The 2,030-nt window shown below is 56.0% G+C and carries 2 protein-coding genes; both read right to left on the bottom strand.

What is annotated here, in order from left to right:
* Positions 1-35 precede the first annotated feature (35 nt).
* Positions 36-1,568: an IS66 family transposase gene (gene tnpC / locus AACY30_RS27290; protein ID WP_339541466.1), complete on the bottom strand. Its 1,533-nt coding sequence runs from the start codon at positions 1,566-1,568 to the stop codon at positions 36-38.
* A gap of 18 nt (positions 1,569-1,586) precedes the next feature.
* Positions 1,587-1,946 (bottom strand): IS66 family insertion sequence element accessory protein TnpB, encoded by a 360-nt coding sequence (gene tnpB / locus AACY30_RS27285; protein WP_339541464.1) that lies wholly within the window; start codon positions 1,944-1,946, stop codon positions 1,587-1,589.
* Positions 1,947-2,030 lie beyond the last annotated feature (84 nt).

The following is a 2,030-nucleotide window of genomic DNA, read 5'->3' as shown; positions in this document are numbered from 1 at the left end:
CATAAACCCCACCGACTACAAGATGGGTAGAGCGCTTAGCTGGGCGATACCGGCGAGCAGTTCCACGGCAACAGCGCTTCGTAATCTCCAACCGAGGTCGCCAGCGGTAGCCGTTCTAATGCGTGGCGCAGCCACGCATAGGGCTCTTGGCCGTTGGCTTTGGCAGTCTCGACCAAGCTGTAAAGTTGAGCACTGGCGGTCGCGCCTTTGGGTGTGTCGCTAAACAACCAGTTCTTTCTTCCGATGACGAAGGGTCTGATCGCGCGCTCGGCAGCGTTGTTGTCGATTGGCAGATAGCCTTCCTCGACATACCGCTCCAGTTTGTTCCAGTTACTTGCCAGATAGCCGATGGCCTTGCCCAAGGCGTTCTGAGACGTAACTTGTGGCTGCGTCTTTTCCATCCAGCTTTTTAACTGAGCCAGTACTGGCAGACTCCGATCATGACGGCCGGTTTTACGATCGTCGTCACACGCATCCTTTAGATCACGCTCTACGCCATACAGTTTGTTGATCAAGTTCAGCGCTATGTCGGCACGTCCTGTCTTGCCTTTAGGCTGCACTTTTTGTGCTTCCACGAACTTGCGACGAGCATGCGCCCAACACCCTAGACGCTCGACCCTGGCTTGCGCGCCCAGCGCGTTGTAACCGGCGTAATCATCGGTCATCAGATAGCCGCGATAACCTTCGAGCAGGCGCGTCGGTACCTCCTGCGCACGGCTGGTGGAGTAGTCAAAAAGGATCACTGGTTTATCTGGCGGGCCGCCGGTTTGCACCCACATCCAAGACTGGCTGCCTGGGTCTCGGCCAGGCTCTTTCAACACCTGTACCCGTGTTTCATCGCAGTGGATAACGCGGCTGCCCAGTAGGCTATCGCGCATTAAATTCAGCAGCGGCTGGAAGTGTTCACCGCACTGGATAACCCAGCGTGCCAACGTCTGGCGCGGGATATCGACGCCATGGCGGCCCAAGACTTTTTCGAAACGGTGAAGCGGTAGTCCATCGACGTACTTAGTGGTCAGCAACATCGCCAGAACACTTGGGCTGGCCATGCTTTTTTCAATCAGTTGAGCCGGCTTGTCAGCAGTGACCGGCGCCATCTCGCAGTCGCGGCAACCGTAAACTTTGCGAACGTGCCTCATCACACGGATCTGCATCGGCACGATTTCAAGCTGCTCGCTGACTTCTTCGCCAATCGTGTGTTTGCGGCAGCCGCAGACGCACGTCAGTTCATGTTCGGGAAGTTCGTGGATGATCTCGATACGCGGCAGATCGGCGGGCAGTGGCTTGCGTTTACCGCGGCGCTTGGTCGGGGCAACGACCTCTTCATCTGAGGCTTCGTCCACAGGCTCGACGACGCTTTCTACTTCATTGAAGAGGGCCAGTTGCGGCGTTGCCGCATCAGCTGTTTGCTCGGACTTACGTCCGAACAGACGCTGAAGCAGTAGGGCATTCTGTTCTTCTAGCCGAACAATCTTTCCTTTATCCATCTGACGCTCGTCGAGCATCTGCCCAAGCATTTGCTTGAGCAGAACGGGATCATCTGGAAGATTTTCGGGCAAGGAATTCATGCCCTGGATTATACCGAATCAGGCTACGAATCGCGGCGTCAAAACTTGATGAGGACGGTTGCGCCAGAGGTCAAAGCCATCGAGCATCCAGTTGAGTTCCTGCACGGTCAGAACGATAGCCTCGTCGGTGGCGTCCGGCGATGTTTTGAATCGTTCGGACTCGAGGCGCTTGAGCCAAAGGCAGAACCCGTTGCGCTCCCAGTACAAAATCTTCACCCTGTTGCGCGACTTGTTGAGGAAAACGAAAAGTACGGGGTCGAAGACCGCCACCTTTATATCCAACTCGACCAGCGCCGCCAGGCCGTCGATAGATTTCCGGAAGTCGACGGGCTTGGGGTACAGATACACTTTTTCGACTTTGGCATCGGGTCGCATCATGGCGAGCTGGCTCCTGAGGGAATCGGGAGCACAGCATCCGGGATCAGATCAGCGCTTTGAATGTGGGGTTTATGGAGCGCTTAC

It is taken from the genome of Pseudomonas sp. RA_5y_Pfl1_P24 (assembly GCF_963970945.1).
Taxonomy (GTDB): Bacteria; Pseudomonadota; Gammaproteobacteria; order Pseudomonadales; family Pseudomonadaceae; genus Aquipseudomonas; species Aquipseudomonas tritici.
Note: the sequence above shows the minus strand (reverse complement) of the source record. Positions and strands in the feature narration are given on the sequence as shown.